This window comes from Pseudomonas sp. McL0111 (assembly GCF_052567255.1).
Genome location: NZ_CP199585.1, coordinates 4582344 through 4601882, shown reverse-complemented (window position 1 = coordinate 4601882; position 19539 = coordinate 4582344). Strand labels below are relative to the sequence as shown.

Annotated in this window: 13 protein-coding genes and 1 pseudogene; 7 read left to right on the top strand and 7 right to left on the bottom strand. The window is 57.1% G+C overall.

The genetic code is table 11. The features are described from left to right. Positions 1-3 precede the first annotated feature (3 nt). Positions 4-882, top strand: coding sequence for a hypothetical protein (locus ACTWLJ_RS21000; protein WP_445178279.1), 879 nt, complete (start codon positions 4-6; stop codon positions 880-882). Between the two features lie 72 nt (positions 883-954). Here the strand turns inward: ACTWLJ_RS21000 and ACTWLJ_RS20995 are convergent, their stop codons facing one another. Together ACTWLJ_RS20995 and ACTWLJ_RS20990 are read right to left on the bottom strand one after the other, a co-directional pair. Next, positions 955-3489, bottom strand: a complete 2535-nt coding sequence (locus tag ACTWLJ_RS20995; RefSeq protein ID WP_445178278.1) for an autotransporter outer membrane beta-barrel domain-containing protein — start codon at positions 3487-3489, stop codon at positions 955-957. 247 nt (positions 3490-3736) lie between these two features. Beyond that, on the bottom strand, positions 3737-6568 hold the full coding sequence (locus ACTWLJ_RS20990; RefSeq protein WP_445178277.1) for a hypothetical protein: 2832 nt from the start codon (positions 6566-6568) through the stop codon (positions 3737-3739). A gap of 237 nt (positions 6569-6805) precedes the next feature. Between ACTWLJ_RS20990 and ACTWLJ_RS20985 the strand changes: the two genes are divergently transcribed. The 5 genes from ACTWLJ_RS20985 (at position 6806) to ACTWLJ_RS20965 (ending at position 12101) form a co-directional block, all read left to right on the top strand. After that, positions 6806-7834: a LacI family DNA-binding transcriptional regulator gene (locus ACTWLJ_RS20985; RefSeq protein ID WP_445178276.1), complete on the top strand. Its 1029-nt coding sequence runs from the start codon at positions 6806-6808 to the stop codon at positions 7832-7834. A gap of 111 nt (positions 7835-7945) precedes the next feature. After that, complete coding sequence (locus tag ACTWLJ_RS20980; RefSeq protein ID WP_445178275.1) at positions 7946-8728, top strand: sugar phosphate isomerase/epimerase family protein; 783 nt, start codon at positions 7946-7948, stop codon at positions 8726-8728. Continuing rightward, entirely contained in the window at positions 8721-9725 is a 1005-nt protein-coding gene (locus ACTWLJ_RS20975; protein ID WP_445178274.1) for a sugar kinase, read from the top strand. Before ACTWLJ_RS20980 ends, ACTWLJ_RS20975 begins: the two co-directional genes overlap by 8 nt. 80 nt (positions 9726-9805) lie before the next feature. Beyond that, the gene (locus ACTWLJ_RS20970) at positions 9806-11104 is read left to right on the top strand and encodes an MFS transporter (protein WP_445178273.1); all 1299 of its coding nucleotides are present in this window, start codon (positions 9806-9808) and stop codon (positions 11102-11104) included. A gap of 19 nt (positions 11105-11123) precedes the next feature. After that, positions 11124-12101 (top strand): 2-hydroxyacid dehydrogenase, encoded by a 978-nt coding sequence (locus tag ACTWLJ_RS20965; RefSeq protein ID WP_445178272.1) that lies wholly within the window; start codon positions 11124-11126, stop codon positions 12099-12101. A 143-nt stretch (positions 12102-12244) separates the two neighbouring features. On the opposite strand, the gene ACTWLJ_RS20960 is transcribed toward ACTWLJ_RS20965, so the two are convergent. The 5 genes and pseudogenes from ACTWLJ_RS20960 to ACTWLJ_RS20940 all read right to left on the bottom strand — a co-directional run bounded on the left by ACTWLJ_RS20960 (position 12245) and on the right by ACTWLJ_RS20940 (position 17929). Continuing rightward, positions 12245-13432 carry a pyridoxal phosphate-dependent aminotransferase gene (locus tag ACTWLJ_RS20960; RefSeq protein ID WP_445178271.1) on the bottom strand — a complete coding sequence of 396 codons (1188 nt, stop codon included), beginning with the start codon at positions 13430-13432 and terminating at the stop codon, positions 12245-12247. A 41-nt stretch (positions 13433-13473) separates the two neighbouring features. Next, positions 13474-14337 carry a methyl-accepting chemotaxis protein gene (locus tag ACTWLJ_RS20955; RefSeq protein WP_445181392.1) on the bottom strand — a complete coding sequence of 288 codons (864 nt, stop codon included), beginning with the start codon at positions 14335-14337 and terminating at the stop codon, positions 13474-13476. Beyond that, positions 14332-15099 (bottom strand): annotated as a pseudogene (locus ACTWLJ_RS20950) (MCP four helix bundle domain-containing protein); the annotation flags it as partial. The pseudogene ACTWLJ_RS20950 and the gene ACTWLJ_RS20955, both read right to left, overlap by 6 nt. Before the next feature lie 319 nt (positions 15100-15418). After that, entirely contained in the window at positions 15419-16561 is a 1143-nt protein-coding gene (locus ACTWLJ_RS20945) for a glycerate kinase (RefSeq protein WP_445178270.1), read from the bottom strand. Positions 16562-16807: 246 nt separating this feature from the next. Next, complete coding sequence (locus ACTWLJ_RS20940; protein ID WP_445178269.1) at positions 16808-17929, bottom strand: sugar diacid recognition domain-containing protein; 1122 nt, start codon at positions 17927-17929, stop codon at positions 16808-16810. Positions 17930-18100: 171 nt separating this feature from the next. Between ACTWLJ_RS20940 and ACTWLJ_RS20935 the strand changes: the two genes are divergently transcribed. Further along, entirely contained in the window at positions 18101-19411 is a 1311-nt protein-coding gene (locus tag ACTWLJ_RS20935) for an MFS transporter (RefSeq protein WP_445178268.1), read from the top strand. Positions 19412-19539: the final 128 nt, after the last annotated feature.

The window sequence follows — 19539 nt, the reverse complement described above, 5'->3', positions numbered from 1 at the left end:
AAAATGAACGACATAAAGATCAAGAATGCCAATCGGACGCTTACTGCGGATATCTGCTATCGAGGCTCCGACGAAAAATTTACTGCCGACAGTGACATCAGTATCGTGAAGCTTAAGAATTACTTTTACCTGCAGGCGCGCATGGATGGGCCATCTGATGATGAATACTCTTATCTGTCGTTTACCCGAATTGCTGCAAGTCTCGCCAATGATGGAAAGGAAGTTATCTTGCCTTTGAAAATGGAGCCGAGTCTGCCAACAGAGGCCCGAGCGAACTACGACAGGAGCACATCGGGCGGCATGTCTGGATATGGGTCACGATCTGGAGAACTCAGGATTCACTATGATTGGGCGAAGGCCCGGATGTGGGGAAATTTCCATTTTGAAGGCCAGGTCGCTGACACCCAAATTGAAGTGAGCAATGGCCAATTCGATCTGACCGGTATCAGCGACGGCGTTCAGAAACTCGCAGGCAGAGGGACTTTCAAGGCAACATCCGCGTCCTGGGGAACCTTCAATGCCAACGAGGTTGGTATCGAACTCAAGTCGATCCCTGGTGAACCTGCTCAGTACTGGGAGCTTGTCGGCCGTATGGACATCGACGACGCGATTCCCCCAAAACGGTCACACATCGCTGTGTTTCTCAAAGAACACGTCAGCAGTGGCGAGCACAATCTCAAAGACAACGATGATGTCTGGGTAAGCTGCTACAGACCTCTTGAAGGAGGTTTTTTTCATGCCATCGACGGTACCCTCACGCTCGAAGTGCACCCACAAACCGGCCACGCCAAGGGAAGGCTGGTCGCAAGTTTCATGGACGAAGAAACACCCGTATTAGTCAATGGCGAATTTGATATCTGCAACGATGCTGGTAACCGCTAGCACCGCCGCTCGGCTCTACGTTTCGCCGAGAGCGGAAGCCCCGATATATCGGGGCTTTTTTATGTCATTCGATCAGAAGAAGTGGCTGACTCTCAGGCTGGCGCTCCAATCTTGAGTAACGGTATTGCCTGTACCGCCACCGACTTCGCCCGCAACCTGCCATTTTCGCTGGGCCGGAGTCCACTTCAACCCCGCTCGGTACTCGACAGAGCTACTGGCACGATCATCATTGAAGCTGTCATCGTTGATCTTGATGTTGTTGGTTTTGACGAACTCATGATTGGCCCCCAACGACACACTTGGCTCCAGCAGACCACCGCTTTCGAGGCCCAGTACACGTCCCCCACGGACGCCGATGTTACCCTGCACCGAACGCATGGTGTCAGCCTTGACTTCAAGTCCATTGTCCAGCCGATAGCTGTCGCTTTGGGTCACACCCGTTGACAGGCCGACCTGCGGTTCGACAAACCAGTCGCCCTTGAGGCGAAAGTGTTTCCCCACGGCCAGCGAACCGCTGGCGCCCAAGGCTCGGTAATTGCCCTTGGTCCGCGCGCCGTCACTCATGGTGACCTTGGCCTTGTTGTCGAACTGGTTGAACTTCAGCATAGCGTTGACGAACACTTCGCTCTCAGGGTCGAACGTACTGCCGTAGATCCCGCCATTCAAGCTATCAACCGTCGCGCTGGAGCCGAACTTCAGGTCCATATCTGTGCGACTTGTGCCGACGAACCCGCCTACTACAACATCTCGTCCACCGATATTCACTGTCGTATCGGCACCACCGGTAATCCCTGTCTGATTTTGGGTATAGCCGTCGCCATAGGCATTTTTGACGTTGTATTGGTTGCCATAAGTGCGAACCCAGACACTGTTACTCAATTTGGTGGTGTCGCTGTCACTGGCTGCCCGCATCGACGCATCCGGTCGGAGACTGAGACCACGGTCGCCGAGCTGCGAATTGAGCATGTTCATTTCCGCATTCAACACACTGCGCGCACTGCCCGCGAGCGCGAGCGCGGTGTTAGTGGAGGTGCTGACGGTTTCCTTGTCCGGGTTGAGGTACAAGCCCTGCCCGTCCTGCTTCAATCGATAGACAAACGTACCAGCATCCACCGTGTCCTTGTTGCCCAGCGTGAAAGCGGCGGTGCCAGCAGCAATGTTGCCGATTTTCACAGGCTCCGCAGTAACAGGCGTCATACCAGTGGCGGAGACCAGCAATTGATGCTGACCACTGGCGGTGCCGGTCACGTTCAGGAAGTCGGTGCTGCCAGTCCCTAGGTCGGTGCCCATCACAAAAGTGCCGTTACCCGTAAGATTGCCGATGTTCAATTGCTGGAACTGCTCTTTGGTGCCCATTTGCACGACACCGTTGCTCATCCCCAGCTGCTTCACGGTGCTGTCACCCGTCATGACCCATCGTGCAGCATTATTGATGGTCAGGTTGCCCGTGTTGTTGATCTGGCCTGTGAGTATCGAGTTGTTATCCAGCACAACAGTGCCATTGCTATCGCTGTTGACGTTGCCAGTCAGTTTGCTGGCATTGTTCAGCGAAAGATTCGCTACATTCTCGACGTTGCCGTTGATGGCCGAGCCGTTATCCAGGCTGACGATTGCTGCCGTTCCCGCGACCGCTTGGACGTTACCGTTCAAAGTGCTGCCGGAGTCGAGCCTGGATTGCGTGACGTTTTGCAGATTGCCATTGAGCGTTGCAGCGTTTTGCAGCAGCAGTGCAACCGTACTGCCGGTCTCTGCGCTCACATCGCCTGTCAAGGTACTGCCGTTGACATTCAAGTCGGCAGTAGACCGGTTGATCGCTTGCAACACCAAGCCGTTGCCGCCAACCAGTTCGGAGGTGCCGCTGACATCAATAGTGGCGACAGTCCCGGCCGCACCTGAAGAGCCCAGCACAATGGCTGAACCGGTACTGCCTGTGACACGGGTATTGTTCAGCGTCACAGTGCTGGCGTTGATACCGACAGTGTCCGTGACGATTTGCAGGCCATCCTGCTTTCCGGAAATGGTGCTGCCTGTCGCTGATAGCGTTGCGCCGCCCAACTGGACACCGTAACTGTTCGCGCCTGTACCTGTGATTGTCGAATTTTCAACGTTCAATACCGCAAAGCCGACCGCACTTACGCCGCCGGGAAGACCGGTTATGGTGCTGCCGCCCTTGACCGTCGCACTGGACGATGCAGGTGTGCCGATGTTGCGCCCCAGCAAAAGGCCGAAACTGTTAGCACTGGTAACAGTCGTGTTGTCAATCGTGGCACTGCTATCAATAAGTTGTATGGCCCCCCTGCCGGTCACGCTGTTGATGTTGGCTTCGGAAAGATTAAGCACGGACGTATTGGCATCGATCCGTCGGCTCTGGCCACCGTTAAAAACGACATTGGCATTTTGAGAACTTATGGTGAGCGCTGTCGCGCCGTTGACGGTCAGTGTTCCTCCTTGGGAAACGACCCACGCTTCCGGTGCCGGCGGATTGGTGACTACTTCGCTTTCGCCTGGCAAGAGCGTTCGACTGTATGCCTGTGGAGCCGCGACCAAGGTCATCGCTATCATCAATTTGAAGGTGTTCGAAAATTTGAAAAGAGAAGAAGTGGGCATGGGTTGTTCCTCAAACCGGCACGATTACAGAAAGCTGTTATTGGTTGGTGTTGAAGCGCCCACCCAAAAACGTCCGATAGCCTAATGAGAAAAACGAATGTTTTATGTAGGAATAGTCCGTTTATGCACCGCGAATAATCCTTGCAGAACGTAGTCTTCATGAATTGAGCACTTTGGAATCGGCAAAAACATCGCAAAAGAGACGATTAAGTAACTTTTGCGATGCCAAAAACACTAACTATTATTTCTAAGCCAGAGCAGTCGGGGCCGCTGTCCGATCGCAATACTCGAAACTGTTATTGATGGTATCCAATGGTTTAATTAGCGGAGTCGATGATTGCAGACCACTCTGAGCGGTATACCAGTATTTGCCCCAAGCGAGTGCACCTCGTACCGGTTGCGCTGCTTTGAAGTTTGCCGGCGCGCCCACTGGAGCGATGTCAGCAGTTCCCGCCGCTGCAATGGTATAAGGCGCCGAGGCTGCTGTTCCGGCAATTAAATCTGTACCCGCGGCATTTCTATGAGCTTCAAAATGCACCGTGATAACAGTCCCCGGCGGCAGCAACGGATCCTTTTTAATCTGCAGTCCCAGTGCATAGCCACTGGTGGGGCTAGTCATCCCGTAGCATTCGATGTAGTCACGAACTGCCGCGTTCCGAACCTTGATTGTCGGATCAGGCAAGATAATTGGAATTGTTTTTACTTCAACTGTCTGCGGCAGTGATTTATTGACGTTTTTGCCCGGCGCACTTGCTTTCTCAATGGTCCAGCGAGCTTCGACGCTAGGCGGGGTCAGCGTGGACATTGTGCTCGCCGGAATTGGCACTTCAAACTTTTGTACACCTACGAGCGGACTAAAGTCCGTAAAAGGTGTAGTTGCGCTAACCAGGTAACATTTGACCAGGTGCTCCGAGGTAATGTCGGGATCTGTCAGACCAAGATCTACTTTGAATACGCCAGGCTTGCTGCGATCATCAGCGGAGATAATGTTCTGAACGTTGGAAGCGCCTGTCACCACGGGTAGTGGAGGATCCGGGTTTAGCAGATCAGGTGGGGTTGGAGGTTTCTTACCCGCAATATCGAATGCCAGCACAATAGTTGCAGCAGGTGAAACCGCATTCGGGATTCCGGGCCGCTCTATTTCATAGTGTACTGTTGCGTCTTTGGGTTCATCGGCATCGGAAAATATCTGATCGAGAGCTGCGAAGGTAAGATCAAATGTCAAATTGGCGTCAGTCCACGGTTGTTTCGCGGTCTCAACAAAATTAGTGACATCATCGGGATCAGTAATCACCACAAAAACTTGATCACCCGTCTGCGCATGTTCAATAAATGCGTTTTCGACGATAGCCGCAATCCCGCCATCAAAGTTATCCCAATAAAGCGGCTCGCTGTAATTCGGATCGGTTTCTGGCACCAGCGGTTCTTTCTTGGCCAATGGCGGTTGTGCGAGAGCCAAGGTCAGAATCGGTGCAGACGTAGCCTCTTCGCCTAGATTAGTCAGCCAGTCGTCCCACCGAAAACTGATATTAACGCGCCCATTCACGAAACCAAGCAACACGTTGCTAGGAACACTGAATGCACCAGAAGCGGGGACGGTGGCGCTATAGACCTGAATTTTTTGCGTACCTGAGCTAAACCAGACGGTCAGGATGTCATCAAGACGACGTCCGAAATAACCGACATTCAGCGTGAAATTCATATTCGGATTTGCAGTGATCCAGTTCGTATCAATAATCCGCTGCGGAAGCGGGGTACCATTGGCAAAAACTGGAGTGGGCGTCGGCTTTATTTTTCTGAAGGGGTTTTTGGTATTAACCGGCGCAAGTTGATCAGCTACGAACTCAAGGACATTTGACTCTTCCGAGTTACCACCACCGCCTTTGAAAAGCTCAATCATGAACTCCCAGACAGTAGGTCCAATTGACGTGGCTTTTTCAGCAAACAGACTTGCTTCCAAGGGCAGCGGGATAATGCCCACAGGCCGGCCACTAATCGGACCAAGCTCAATGGTGGCTGGATAATCAATCCATGCCGCGGCTCCTTTTTCACGATATTTCGCATCAATATTATCCCCATCCAACTCATCAGCTGTACGAGTGAAATTGATATTCAAGACACCGGAGTCAAAAACAGATTTCGCGAGAAAACCATCCGCCAATGTATCAACTGCAATATCTGAAAAAGGCCCAGCAGCTGAAACACCAGTAGAAGCCGACCTTTGTTTTTTAGATACAAACTTAATTGTCATTTTCGTCTCTCCTTGCGCATCTAGGCCGAAAGGGCCACTTTCACCGGGTATTACTTGGTCTATTTTCACTAATCCTTTCTGTGACTCTGCGATAACCCGTCCGCCACGCAGCAATTCGCACACGGCGACAGCAGAACGATTATCAAACAACAAACTTATATGATTTTGATATGGCACCACATAATTGAAGCCGTTTGTTATATCCGTACTTGAAAGTATTTTTGTCCAGCGACCATAAGCTTCCACGACTTCTGGACCACTGCCGTTAAGGGAAAAATGTCCCCGCCAGGTAATCGCCGCGGTATCTCCGGGCAGAGCAACGTCAGCGAGGGGCCGTATTCGTACAGTACCGCCACTGGTCAGGGGCGGAGCGGTATTATTATTCCAATATCCCCAAAGAGTTGCATGCGGAAACAAAGGTTCCAACAGCGTCAACGGTGGTGCGTGGTCAATGGTAAGTTGTCTTTCCGGTGAGGGGTCGTCATTCCCCCCGGAACCTTTCCACAGCGTGTAGTAAACAAATGCAATACCGTCAAGCGCCAAGTCTTGGGGAGTCAAGGAAAAATATAAGAACGGGACGGTTAGAGGCACCGGATAAGTAACTGTATAGAGTCTTTGTTCTGTACCGTTCTGACGCTTGATTACCCAAAGTAGGTCATTGGGCTGTGGATCTGCCCAATACGGAATTACTATACGAGTTCCAGTAATCAACAAGTTGTGCGGAACATGCCCTAGCGGATCATTATCGTCGACGCCCTCAACTGAAAGGGGCTGGGCCAATAACCTTATAGGGGCCTCGTTGGATTGACTAGTGGGCATCGAGGTCATTTGCTCTCACCGATTAATACACTTGATTCGTAAGATTCCGGCAATCTCAGTTGATATCCGGGCAAGGAAATTAGGCGCTTTTGGCCTGAGGTTTCCTACTGTCAGATCTGACAGGTTTTGCTACCGTCTGTCGGGTTTGCTAAGGATACTGCTCAACAGTGGAAGCATCTTCACTTGACGCAAGCAAAGACATTGGTGTTTCCTGAAACCGGTTTCAGATAATAAGAAGACTTTAACGTGAACGATTTCTCCGCCGCCCAACGCAGCCGCGTCACCATGCTCGACGTCGCTGAACACGCCGGCGTATCCAAGGCCAGCGTCTCGCGCTTTATCGGCGATGATCGCGCCCTGCTCTCCGATGCCATTGCGTTGCGCATCGAGCTGGCAATTGCCGAACTGGGCTATCGTCCGAACCAGATGGCCCGTGGCCTGAAACGCGGGCGCACTCGCCTGATCGGCATGCTGGTGGCCGATATCCGCAACCCTTATTCGATTGCCGTGATGCACGGGGTGGAAACCGCCTGCCGTGCCCACGGCTACAGCCTGGTGGTGTGCAACACTGACCGCGATGACGAACAGGAACGCCAACACCTGGCGCTGCTGCGCTCTTACAACATCGAAGGGCTGATCGTGAACACCCTGGGTCATCACCGCGATGAGTTGCATGAGTTGCAGCGAGAGATGCCGCTGGTATTAGTGGATCGCCGGGTTGAAGGACTGGATAGCGACATGGTCGGGCTGAACAACTCGCAAGCGGTGGAAATGGCGCTGGCTCACCTTGAACAGCGTGGCTATCGCGATCTGCTGCTGGTGACCGAACCGCATGACGGCACCAGTTCGCGGATCGAGCGGGTAAATGGTTTTCTGGCTCAGACCGCCAGTCGCCCGCAACTGAGTGGAGCCGTGCTCGAAACCGGTGATGCACTTGTTGCCGGTCTTCAAACTTTTTTAAACACTCCCGATTTCGGACCCAAGGCACTTTTCTGCGCCAATGGTGTGGCCGCGTTGGCCGCCACCCGTGCGTTGCGCGAAATCGGCTGCGAGTTGTTCGAGGATGTCGGGCTGATTGCCCTGGATGATCTGGATTGGTATCCGCTGGTGGGCAGCGGGATTACCGCCCTCGCCCAGCCAACGGCCGAGATTGGCGCGCGGGCGTTTGAGTGTTTGCTCAAGCGGCTGCGCGGGGATGTGAGTGAGGCGCGGGTGCTGGATTTTGTGCCGGTGATGGTCGAGCGGGGTTCTACTCAAGGAAATGGTGGTGGCTGATCTGAGGCCTTCGCTGGCAAGCCAGCTCCCACAGGGTTCGCGGTGTATATACGTTTAGCAACATCTGATTTTTTTGAACAAAAATGAAACCGGTTTCAGAGGTAGATAACAATGAATAAACCTGCCGTTTCCATCAGCCTTTCCAGCTACGGTGCCGAGCTTGTACGCCAACGTGGCCAAGGTTCTTTTATCGAGGTGCTGGCTGCTGCCGGCGCTGATCGCATCGAGTGGCGCGAAGAACTGTTGACCCGCGAAGACCCGGCGCAAATCGCCGATAGCACCCGCAATCAGGGGCTGCAAAGCATCTATTCCTCACCGACCGAGCTGTGGCTCGCCGGGCACGCTCAGCCCAATCCGGAACTGATCAACGCCTTGCAACACGCCGAGGAATTCGGCTCAAAGTGGCTGAAAGTCTCCCTCGGTTACTTCACCGACAACAACGATCTTCAGGCCCTCGGCCAACGCTTGAAACAGAGCCCGGTGCAACTGTTGGTGGAGAACGACCAGACCTTGCACGGCGGCCGCATCGAACCGTTCCAGCGCTTCTTCAATGCTGTCGAGCAACACAACCTGCCGATCAAAATGACCTTCGACATCGGTAACTGGCAGTGGCAGGACCAATCCGCCGCCAGCGCTGCACGCCTGCTCGGGCGTCACGTTGGTTATGTGCATTGCAAAGCCGTAGCCCGGCGCGCTGACGGCAAACTGGTTGCGGTACCGCCCGCCGCCACAGACCTGCATTTGTGGGAACAACTGTTGCGACATATGGCCCAAGGCGTTATGCGCGCTGCCGAATATCCGTTACAGGGTGAAGACCTGGTTGCATTGACCACGGAACACGTTGCCGTCCTCGCCCGCCTCGGCCAATCCCGTCTGGAGACCGTCCATGTCTGAGATCGATATTCTGTCGTTTGGCGAAACCATGGCGATGTTTGTCGCCGAACAAAGCGGTGATCTGGCGGCGGTCGAGCAGTTCCACAAACGGATTGCCGGGGCTGACAGCAATGTGGCTATCGGTCTGTCGCGACTGGGCTTCAGCGTGAAATGGCTGAGCCGGGTCGGCGCTGACTCGCTGGGACGGTTTGTGCTTGAAACCCTGGCTGGCGAAGGTCTGGATTGCAGCGCTGTGGAAGTTGATCCAGCGCATCCGACCGGGTTTCAGTTCAAGTCGCGCAATGACGACGGCAGCGACCCGCAGGTCGAGTATTTCCGTCGTGGTTCGGCGGCCAGTCGCCTGTCGCCACGGTCGATCACTGACACCTTGCTCAACGCTCGTCATTTACACGCGACCGGGATACCACCGGCGCTGTCGGCCTCGGCGCGGGAAATGTCATTCGAATTGATGACGCGCATGCGCGACGCCGGGCGCAGCGTGTCGTTCGATCCAAACCTGCGCCCGAGCCTGTGGGCCAATGAGCGCGAAATGATCCGCGAGATCAATCGTCTCGCCGCCCTCGCCCATTGGGTACTGCCGGGTTTGAGCGAAGGCCGCTTGCTGACCGGGTTTGAAGACCCGGCGGACATTGCCGCGTTTTATCTGGATCAGGGCGCCGAAGCGGTGGCAATCAAACTTGGGCCGGAGGGTGCTTATTACCGCACGCATCTGGATCAGGGGTTTGTTGCCGGTGTTCCAGTGGCGACGGTTGTCGACACGGTTGGTGCCGGGGATGGCTTTGCCGTCGGGATGATCAGTGCGTTGCTGGAGCACCAGAGTTTTGCCGAAGCAGTGCAGCGGGCGAACTGGATTGGCAGCCGTGCCGTGCAGAGCCGAGGGGATATGGAGGGTTTGCCGACCCGTTCCGAACTCTCTGCTGAATTTGAAATTGTCATTCGCGAGCAAGCTCACTCCCACATGGTCACGGAGGCATTCACTCAACCCTGTGGGAGCTAGCCTGCTAGCGATGAGGCCAGCCCAGGCGACTCATTTATTGAACCTGCTGCGACAAAAACAACAAGCTCAGGAGCAACACCATGAAAACCGCAACCCTCGCCGCCCGCCGCTGGTGGTACATCATGCCGATCGTGTTTATCACCTACAGCCTGGCGTACCTCGATCGAGCCAACTATGGTTTCGCCGCCGCGTCCGGCATGGCCGCCGACCTGATGATCACCCCGGGCCTGTCATCGCTGCTCGGTGCGCTGTTCTTTCTCGGCTACTTCTTCTTTCAGGTGCCCGGCGCGATGTACGCGCAAAAGCACAGTGTGAAGAAGCTGATTTTCGTCAGCCTGATCCTCTGGGGCGGGCTCGCTACCCTGACCGGTGTGGTCTCCAATGCCTACTGGCTGATCGTGATTCGCTTCATGCTCGGCGTGGTCGAAGCGGCGGTGATGCCGGCGATGCTGGTCTATCTGTGCCACTGGTTCACCCGTGCCGAACGCTCGCGTGCCAACACTTTTCTGATCCTCGGCAACCCGGTGACGATGCTGTGGATGTCAGTGGTCTCGGGTTATCTGGTGCAGCATTTCAGTTGGCGCTGGATGTTCATCATCGAAGGTCTGCCGGCGGTGATCTGGGCGTTTATCTGGTGGAAGCTGGCCGATGACCGTCCGGCCCAGGCCAAATGGCTGACCGAGCAGGAAAAACAGGATCTGGAAAGCGCATTGGCTGCCGAACAGGTCGGGATCAAAGCGGTGAAGAACTACGCCGAGGCGTTCCGTTCGCCGAAAGTGATCATTCTGGCGCTGCAGTTTTTCTGCTGGAGCATCGGCGTCTACGGCTTCGTTTTGTGGCTGCCATCGATCCTCAAGTCTGGCCTGCAAATGGACATGGTCGAGGCCGGCTGGCTGTCAGCGCTGCCCTATCTGGCGGCGGTGATCGGCATGCTCGCGGTGTCGTGGGGCTCGGACAAACTGCAGAAACGTAAACGCTTCGTCTGGCCGCCGCTGTTGATTGCCTCGATTGCTTTCTACGGCTCCTACGCACTCGGCGCCGAGCATTTCTGGTGGTCATACACCTTGTTGGTAATTGCCGGTGCTTGCATGTACGCACCGTACGGGCCGTTTTTCGCCATCGTTCCCGAGATCCTTCCGGCCAACGTCGCTGGCGGCGCGATGGCGCTGATCAACAGCATGGGCGCGCTTGGCTCGTTCGGCGGTTCGTATCTGGTCGGTTATCTGAACAGCACCACCGGCTCGCCCGGTGCTTCGTATCTGTTGATGAGCGGCGCATTGCTGTTGTCAGTGGTGCTAACGATTTTCCTCAAGCCAGGCGCCAGTGATCGCGTCGTGGCCAAAGCTGCTGCGCCGCGCCACACGCCGGCGCACTCCTGAATTGAAAGAGACCATCACCATGAAAAAGCAGGTTGTGCTGTACAAGAAACTCTCGCCAGAACTGATGGCGCGTCTGCAACAACAGACCGAGGTAACGCTGATCGAAAGCCTCGACAATCAAGGATTGATGAAACTACGCGACGCCTTGCCCCGCGCCCAAGGCTTGCTCGGTGCCAGTCTGAAACTGGATGCCGCGCTGCTCGATCTGGCGCCGCAACTCGAGGCGATTGCCAGTGTTTCGGTGGGCGTCGACAACTACGACATCGACTATCTGACTCAACGCAAAATCCTGCTGAGCAACACCCCGGATGTACTCACCGAAACCACCGCCGATACCGGTTTCGCGCTGATCCTCGCTGCTGCCCGGCGCGTGGTGGAGCTGGCGAACATGGTGCGCAGCGGTCAGTGGCATCGCAACATCGGCCCGGCGCATTTCGGCACTGATGTGCATGGCAAAACCCTGGGCATCATTGGCATGGGGCGGATCGGTGAAGCTCTGGCACAGCGTGGGCACTTCGGGTTTGGCATGCCGGTGATCTATCACAGCCAGTCACGCAAGCCCGCTGTCGAAGAACGTTTTGCTGCGCAGTACCGTAGCCTCGAAGACTTGCTGCAACAGGCCGATTTCGTCTGCCTGACTTTGCCGCTGACCGCGCAGACCGAGGGTTTGATCGGCGCCGAACAGTTTGCGTTGATGCGTCCGGAAAGCATCTTCATCAATATCTCGCGGGGCAAGGTGGTGGACGAAGCGGCGTTGATCGACGCATTGCGTCATCAGCGGATTCGCGCGGCGGGGCTGGATGTGTTTGAGCGTGAGCCGCTGAATCATGATTCGCCGTTGTTGCAGTTGAACAACGTGGTGGCGACACCGCATATCGGTTCGGCAACGCATGAGACGCGGGAGGCGATGGCGCGGTGTGCGGTGGAGAATCTGTTGGCGGCTTTGGCTGGGCAGAAGCCAGCGAATCTGGTGAATCCATTGGCGTGGCAGGACTGAGATTATCAGTGCCTGACTGGACCTCTTCGCTGGCAAGCCAGCTCCCACAGGGTTTTGTGTCGTTCACAAATGTTATGAACACTGAAGAACCTGTGGGAGCTTGGCTTGCCATCGATGACGCCAGTCCTGACAACACAAAACCCTCAGGCACTACGCGCCTGTAAAAGCTGCGCCGCACACAGCGCAATCCGCGCGCAGGCATCCGCCAGTTTCACCCGATCCACCACCAGGCCAATGCGAATATGTCCCGCCGCACTCGGCCCGAACGCCTCGCCGGGCAACACCGACACGCCATAACCTTCCAGCAAGCGCTCGGCAAATGCCTGCGCCCCGAGCCCGGTCTGACGCACATCGACCATCACAAACATGCCGCCATCCGGACGAACCGGCTGCAACCCCGGGCAACCGCGCAAACGCTCGCACACCAGATCCCGACGCAAGCGGTACTCATCACGCATCTGCGCCACTTCCGGCAGATCCTTTTCCAGCGCCACTTGCGCGGCTTTCTGGACGAAGTCCGGCAAGCCGAAAAGCATGCTCAACGACAGATTGACCAGGTGTTCGGACAGGGCTTTGGGACCAATCGACCAGCCGACTCGCCAACCCGTCATGGCGTGGGACTTGGACAGGCTATTGATGGTCGCGGTACGTTCGGCCATGCCCGGCAGACTCGCCGGGCTGATGTGCTGGCCTTCGTACAGCAAGTCGCTGTAGACCTCGTCGCTGATCAGCCACAAGTCGTGACGAATGCACAGCGCCGCCAGTTCCTGCCAGATCAGCAGTGACAGGCTCGCGCCGCTGGGATTGTTCGGACTGTTGAGCAACATCGCACGGGTCTTGGGGGTGATGCGTGCGGCGACATCCAGCGGATCGACCCGAAAGCCGTTTTCGGGACGAACCGGCACCGGCACAACCTTCGCGCCGCAAGCGCCGAACACACCTTCGTAGGTCACATACATCGGCTCGGCGACGATCACTTCGTCGCCCGGATCAAGCAGACATTGCGCCACCGAATACACCGCGCATTGCGCGCCGGGCAGCACGATGACGTGCTCGGCATCCACCACCTGACCACTGCGCTGCTGATGCCGTGCAGCGATCAGTTTGCGCAGCGCCAAGCGGCCACGCACTTCGGAATAATGTGTATCGCCAGCGAGCAAACTGTCGATGGCCCCGTGAACAATCGGCATCGGCGTATCGAAATCCGGATCGCCCACGGTCAACAGCAATACATCGACCCCCTCGGCAAGTAACGCCAGTGCCCGGTCGTGAATCTGCCAGGCAGCGGCGCCCTCCCCGGCAATGCGTTGGGTCAAGGCTGAATAGCGCATGCACGTCTCCTGATTGCGCGGTCTCCAGCCTTCACCCTATCTCAAATCACAAAACGCGCCACCATGGCGTTCAAAACCACCGCCAGACGCGACAGTTCATGAGTCGCAGCGCTGGTCTGGTTGGCCCCTGCGGCAGATTGCGTGGCCAGATCGCGGATGTTGACCAGATTGCGGTCGACTTCACGCGACACCTGCGCCTGCTCTTCCGAGGCACTGGCGATCACCAGGTTACGTTCGTTGATCTGATGGATCGACTGGGTGATCTGCTCCAGCGCAATGCCGGCAGCGCGGGCCATTTCCAGGGTGGAGTGGGTACGCTGGTTGCTCTGTTGCATCGAATTCACGGCTTCACCAGTGCCGTTCTGAATCCCGGCGACCATTTTTTCGATTTCCTGAGTCGATTGCGCGGTGCGATGGGCAAGTGCCCGCACTTCGTCCGCCACCACGGCAAACCCGCGTCCGGCTTCACCGGCTCGTGCCGCTTCGATGGCGGCGTTGAGCGCCAGCAGGTTGGTCTGTTCGGCGATGGCGCGGATCACGTCGAGCACTTTGCCGATGTCACGGCCCTGCGCGGCGAGGCCTTCGATCATCTGCGAGGTGTTTTGCACGTCGTGGGTCATGGTCTGGATCGCGTCGACGGTTTTCACCACCTGATCGCGGCCTTCACGGGCGGCTTGGGTCGACTGATTCGAGGCTTCGGAAGTCGAGACCGCGTTGCGTGCGACTTCTTCGACTGCGGCGGTCATCTCGTTGACGGCGGTGGCTGCCTGTTCGATTTCATTGTTCTGCTGTTGCAGGCCACGGGAGGCTTCTTCGGTGACCGCGCTGAGCTCTTCGGCAGCGGCGCCCAGTTGCGTGGCGGAACCGGCGATCTGCTCGATGGTTTTGCGCAGGTTGGTCTGCATCGCCGACAGCGCTTCAAGCAGGCGTGCCGGTTCGTCCTTACCGTCGATTTCAATGGTTTTGGTCAGGTTGCCGGCGGCGATGGTTTGCGCGGCGGCCACCGCACGGTTCAACGGAGTGACGATACTGCGGGTCAGCAACCATGCCAGCAACACGGTGGCCAGCGCGGCAACAATGGCCACGCCGACGATGCCGGTGATGGCGCTGTCGTAGTGGTCGCCGGCCTGATTGGAGGCGGTTTTCGCATCGGCTGCGTTAATCGCGATCAGTTTGTTCAGTTGCTCGCCCATCTGATCGGTGCCGTCCTTGATCCGTGTGTTGATCAGGTTGCGCATGTCCTCGATCTTGTCCTGGCGCGACAGGTCCATCATCTGACTTTGTGCTTGCAGGTAGTTGTCGAGGGTCGCCGCAAAGGCGTGGTACTGCGAGAGTTCTTCGCCGCCGGCGGGCAGCGCTGCATAACTGGCCTGAGCACTGCGAACCTTGTCCACCAAATCGTTGATGCGAGCCTGCGCATCCTGCAACGCCGCCGGCTCACGGTTGACCAGCACCCGGAACGATAAAATGCGCAGGCGCAGGACGTTTTCCGTCACTTTGCCGAGATAACCAACGCTGGGCAGTTGATTGGTCTCCATGTCGATGGAAGCCTGGCGGATGATCGACATTCGGTCGACGGCAAACACACCGAGCAGGATCACCAGCAAGGCGATAAAGGCAAAACCAAGGAAGGCACGCGGCGCGATATTCAGGTTACGCAAGGACATAGAGGGACTCTCGATAGTGGAGACTGCGAGCGTCCTTGCCGTAATCACTGGCCCCTTGGCGGGTTCAGCCCGGCGTCACTGTTCGAAGGGAGTCGTTGTGCGCCTGACCTCTATATCGGCCGGCCTTTAGGAAGATTTCGTGTAAAGAGAAAATATTTTTCAAGGTGTTACAAGAATGAAACACACCTCTGTCGAGCACTAGTCTGTGGCGAGGGAGCTTGCTCCCGCTCGGCTGCGCAGCAGTTGCGAGCCGCCAAACGTTTGGGGCTGCTTCGCAACCCAGCGGGAGCAAGCTCCCTCGCCACAGAATTGGCGTAGATCAGATTTTGTGTTTGGCCAGTTGCCAGACGCGGGCGATATCGGTTGCGCGTTCACGCAACAATCGCGGCGCCTCGGCGCACGCCTGCTCCAGGGTCATCGGGCCGCTGGTAACGGTGAATGCCGCATCGATGCCGTGCCCGTAGAGTTCCTGATATCCCTCGCCCAAGGTCCCGGCGATGACGATCACCGGCACACCGTGTTGCTTGGCGATTCGCGCCACACCGAACGGGGTTTTGCCGCGCAAGGTCTGCGCGTCGAAACGACCTTCACCGGTAATCACCAGATCCGCGCCTTGCACTGCTTCGGCGAGCCCTACCAATTCGGCAACCACTTCCACTCCGGCCTGAAACCTTGCGCCGAGAAAAGCCTTGGCGGCGAAACCCAATCCACCCGCCGCGCCACTGCCCGGTTCATCGCGCACGTCTTTGCCCAAGGCTGGCGCACACAAATCAGCGAAGTGCCCGAGCGCCTGATCCAGTTGCTGCACTTGCGCGGGCGAAGCACCTTTTTGCGGGCCGAAAATCGCCGAGGCTCCGTGCGGGCCGCACAGCGGGTTATTCACGTCAGCAGCGATGTCGAAACGCACCTCGGCCAGACGCGGATCGACTTCACTCAAATCAAGCCGCGTCAGTTGCGCCAAGGCCAATCCGCCCGGCACCAGTGTCTGACCCTGTGCATCCAGCAGTTTCACCCCGAGCGCTTGCATCGCACCTGCACCGCCATCGTTGGTGGCGCTGCCTCCGATGGCCAGAATCACTCGTTCTGCACCAGCGTCGAGCGCAGCGCGGATCAGCTCGCCAGTGCCAAAGGTGCTGCTGATGCACGCATCGCGCTGCCCCGGTGGCACCAGTTGCAAACCGCTGGCCTCGGCCATTTCGATGATTGCGGTGTGATTGTGCGGCAACCAGCCCCAAGCGGCTTCAACCGGCGCACCCAACGGGCCTCGCACGCGGGTGCGGCGCAACTCGCCTTCGCACGCGGCAAGAATCGACTCGACCGTGCCTTCGCCGCCGTCGGCCATCGGGCATTTGACCAATGTTGCCTGCGGCCATACCTGCGCCAGGCCCAATGCAATGGCTTCGGCCACGCCTTGAGCACTCAGGCTGTCCTTGAACGAATCGGGGGCGATGACGATCTTCATGCGAATTCTCCAGTTCCAATGCTCCTCATGCTGCCAGTCGGCATGCGCATTGACGCCTGTCCGCTGCACAAGCGGCGCAGGCGTTTATTGTTCATTTCTACAAAAGACCGGGCATTAGTGCTGAATGTGCCGCCGCCATCGCTGGCAAGCCAGCTCCCACAGGTTTGGCGGTATACACAAAACTCCATATACGCCGAAGATCCCTGTGGGAGCTGGCTTGCCAGCGAAGGCGCCCCCAAAAACACCTCAAGTAGATGCGTCAGTCTGGGGGAGTAGTTGCACGCCAAGATATAGCGCGAGCATGCCGTCCAGGCGCAGTGGGTCGACGCCGCTGAGCTCGGCAATCCGTTCCATGCGATAGCGCAAGCTGTTGCGGTGAATGCCCAGCGCATCCGCACAGGCCTGGCTCTGCCCGTCGTGATCACACCAACTGCGCAAGGTCGCCAGCAACTGGCCGTTGCCGTCCTTGGCGATGACTTTTCGCAACGGTTTGAGCAATTCATCGAGTGCGTCGTCATTGCGATGTCGCCAGAGCATCACTGGCAAACGATAGCGATTGAGCGTCAGTAACCGTGAACGCGGCAGAACCTCCCGACCATAGGCAAGCAGGTCGCCGACCCGTCGATAGCAACGACGCAATCCGCTCAGCCCATCAGCCTGCCCGCCGACGGCGATACGCAGAATGTTCCAGCCCAAAGCATCAAGTTTTTCCAGCAGGCGATCATGCTCGACGTTCTGACTAGCCGGACGACACCAAAGCAGCGATGACTTCGCCGAACTCACGCACCAGCTATCCGGATAGCGCGAAGTCAGCCACGCGCTCAAGGCCTCGACGGTTTGCCCCGAGCCATGTTCCAGACCCAGCTCGAACAGATACGGCACCCGCGTCAATTGCGGTTTTAGCCCCAATTGCTGAGCTTCATCGACCAGTCGCGGCGAGTCCCCCGCTTCGCTCAGCAGCAACGCCAGCAGATCATCGCAGCGCTGACGGCGCCATTGCTGCTCGGCCTGTTGATTGCGCTGGCCGACCAGCATTTCAGCGGTCATACGCACCAGTTCGGCGTAAGTGCGCAGTTGCTCCGGTTCGCCGGTGATGCCGAGTACGCCAATCAAACGCTGATCGAGCAACAGCGGCAGGTTGATCCCCGGCTGCACGCCTTTGAGATGCACTGCCGTCTGCGCATCGATTTCCACCACACGCCCGTTGGCCAGCACCAGTTGCGCGCCTTCGTGGCGGGTGTTGATGCGCTCCGGCTCACCACTGCCGAGGATCAGCCCCTGGCTGTCCATGACGTTGACGTTGTACGGCAAAATGGCCATCGCCCGGTCGACGATGTCTTGTGCCAGATCGTGATCGAGTTCGAACATAACGACTAGAATCCTTGAAAACACGCGCGGACGGTTGTTCACCCGCACAGGGCTTGGCGACAAACCCTGTGCTCAGGCACAAAGACAATCCGGCCAAAGGTGACCGAGACTCTCAGGGCGATCAACGTTACCCTTTGCATCGCAAAAAATCATAATAAAGAGAGAGCCGCCATGTCACAGAGCGCCGCTGCCACCCAGGCCATCGCTGACGACAAAAATGCCGTCTACAAACGCATTACCCTGCGTTTGATCCCCTTCATCTTCATCTGCTACCTGTTCAACTACCTCGACCGGGTAAACGTTGGATTTGCCAAATTGCAGATGCTCGACGCACTGAAATTCAGCGAAACCGTATACGGCCTCGGTGCCGGGATCTTCTTCATTGGCTACGTGCTGTGTGGCGTACCGAGCAACCTGGCCCTGAGCAAATTTGGCCCGCGACGCTGGATCGCGGTGATGATGATCACTTGGGGCACCCTGTCGACCTGCCTGCTGTTCGTTACCACCCCGACCGAGTTCTACACGCTGCGTCTGTTTACCGGTGCGGCCGAAGCCGGCTTCTTCCCTGGCGTCGTGTTGTATCTCTCGCAGTGGTTCCCGACGTTCCGCCGTGGCCGGATCATGGCGCTGTTCATGTCCGCAATCCCTGTGTCCGGTTTGCTCGGCAGCCCGTTCTCCGGCTGGATTCTCAATCACTTCGCTGCTGGCCAAGGTGGCCTCGCGGGTTGGCAGTGGATGTTCCTGCTGCAAGGTATTCCGACGGTAATTCTCGGCGCCCTCGCCTACTTCCTGCTGAGCGACAGCTTCGCCAATGCCAAGTGGCTGACGCCGCATGAGCGTGCGGTACTCGAAGCGGATCAGGCCGAAGACTTGGCGAACAAGCCGAAAACCACTTCCGACTCGCTACTGGCGGTGTTCAAGAACCCGGCAATCTGGGCGTTTGGCCTGATCTACTTCTGCATCCAGAGTGGCGTTTACGCGATCAACTTCTGGCTGCCGTCGATCATCAAGAACCTCGGTTTCAGCGATAACCTGGTGATTGGCTGGTTGAGTGCGATTCCATATCTACTGGCGGCGGTGTTCATGCTGGTGGTCGGTCGCTCGGCTGACTTGCGTAAAGAACGCCGCTGGCATTTGGTAGTGCCGATGCTGATGGGCGCTATCGGTCTGGTGATTGCAGTCAACTTTGCAGCTAACCCGGCGATCGCCATTCTTGGTCTGACCATCGCCACGATGGGTGCGCTGACCGGTCTGCCGATGTTTTGGCCGGTGCCAACTGCGATGCTCAGTGCGGGCGCTGCTGCCGGTGGTTTGGCGTTGATCAACTCGATGGGGCAAATGGCTGGTTTCCTCAGCCCGTACCTGGTGGGTTGGGTCAAGGACACCACCGGTTCGACCGATGCCGCGTTGTATCTGCTGGCGGGTGTGATTGTCGGCGGTAGCCTGTTGGCGCTGCGCATGACGCGTACGTTGCGGGCTTAATTCAGCAAGATCAAAAGATCGCAGCCTTCGGCAACTCCCACACTGGATTGATGTACATCCTGTTGGAGTTGCCGGGGGCTGCGATCTTTTTGCTTTAATTCACTTTGCCCCATGCGACGCTTCTGGTA

Coding starts and splice junctions, on each gene's coding strand:
- ACTWLJ_RS21000 (WP_445178279.1), top strand. CDS start 4: ATGAACGACATAAAGATCAAGAATGCCAATCGGACGCTTACTGCGGAT.
- ACTWLJ_RS20995 (WP_445178278.1), bottom strand. CDS start 3,489: ATGCCCACTTCTTCTCTTTTCAAATTTTCGAACACCTTCAAATTGATG.
- ACTWLJ_RS20990 (WP_445178277.1), bottom strand. CDS start 6,568: ATGACCTCGATGCCCACTAGTCAATCCAACGAGGCCCCTATAAGGTTA.
- ACTWLJ_RS20980 (WP_445178275.1), top strand. CDS start 7,946: ATGAATAAACCTGCCGTTTCCATCAGCCTTTCCAGCTACGGTGCCGAG.
- ACTWLJ_RS20975 (WP_445178274.1), top strand. CDS start 8,721: ATGTCTGAGATCGATATTCTGTCGTTTGGCGAAACCATGGCGATGTTT.
- ACTWLJ_RS20970 (WP_445178273.1), top strand. CDS start 9,806: ATGAAAACCGCAACCCTCGCCGCCCGCCGCTGGTGGTACATCATGCCG.
- ACTWLJ_RS20965 (WP_445178272.1), top strand. CDS start 11,124: ATGAAAAAGCAGGTTGTGCTGTACAAGAAACTCTCGCCAGAACTGATG.
- ACTWLJ_RS20960 (WP_445178271.1), bottom strand. CDS start 13,432: ATGCGCTATTCAGCCTTGACCCAACGCATTGCCGGGGAGGGCGCCGCT.
- ACTWLJ_RS20955 (WP_445181392.1), bottom strand. CDS start 14,337: ATGCAGACCAACCTGCGCAAAACCATCGAGCAGATCGCCGGTTCCGCC.
- ACTWLJ_RS20945 (WP_445178270.1), bottom strand. CDS start 16,561: ATGAAGATCGTCATCGCCCCCGATTCGTTCAAGGACAGCCTGAGTGCT.
- ACTWLJ_RS20940 (WP_445178269.1), bottom strand. CDS start 17,929: ATGTTCGAACTCGATCACGATCTGGCACAAGACATCGTCGACCGGGCG.
- ACTWLJ_RS20935 (WP_445178268.1), top strand. CDS start 18,101: ATGTCACAGAGCGCCGCTGCCACCCAGGCCATCGCTGACGACAAAAAT.